Origin of the sequence: Photobacterium malacitanum (genome assembly GCF_900185615.1) — a bacterium.
In the GTDB taxonomy this organism is placed as follows: Bacteria; Pseudomonadota; Gammaproteobacteria; order Enterobacterales; family Vibrionaceae; genus Photobacterium; species Photobacterium malacitanum.
Map to the genome: position 1 here is coordinate 1 of NZ_FYAK01000048.1, position 579 is coordinate 579.

Below are 579 nucleotides of genomic sequence, written 5' to 3' on the forward strand. Positions count from 1 at the left end.
ACTTTTTCTGGGAGAAAAAGTGGTGGGTCTGAGTGGACTCGAACCACCGACCTCACCCTTATCAGGGGTGCGCTCTAACCACCTGAGCTACAGACCCAAGTCTTTTTGCGTTCTTACATTTTAACCAAGCAATCTGTGTGGACACTGCATAAAACAGCATAAGTCTTTAGGTAAGGAGGTGATCCAGCCCCAGGTTCCCCTAGGGCTACCTTGTTACGACTTCACCCCAGTCATGAACCACACCGTGGTAAACGCCCTCCCGAAGGTTAAGCTATCTACTTCTGGTGCAGCCCACTCCCATGGTGTGACGGGCGGTGTGTACAAGGCCCGGGAACGTATTCACCGTGACATTCTGATTCACGATTACTAGCGATTCCGACTTCATGGAGTCGAGTTGCAGACTCCAATCCGGACTACGACGTACTTTGTGGGATTCGCTTACTATCGCTAGTTTGCAGCCCTCTGTATACGCCATTGTAGCACGTGTGTAGCCCTACTCGTAAGGGCCATGATGACTTGACGTCGTCCCCACCTTCCTCCGGTTTATCACCGGCAGTCTCCCTGGAGTTCCCACCATTA

General features: G+C 51.8%; 1 tRNA gene and 1 rRNA gene. Both read right to left on the bottom strand.

Annotated features, from left to right (window positions below):
* Positions 1-20 precede the first annotated feature (20 nt).
* Positions 21-97, bottom strand: a tRNA-Ile gene (locus PMAL9190_RS19990).
* A gap of 74 nt (positions 98-171) precedes the next feature.
* Positions 172-579, bottom strand: a 16S ribosomal RNA gene (locus PMAL9190_RS19995); the annotation flags it as partial.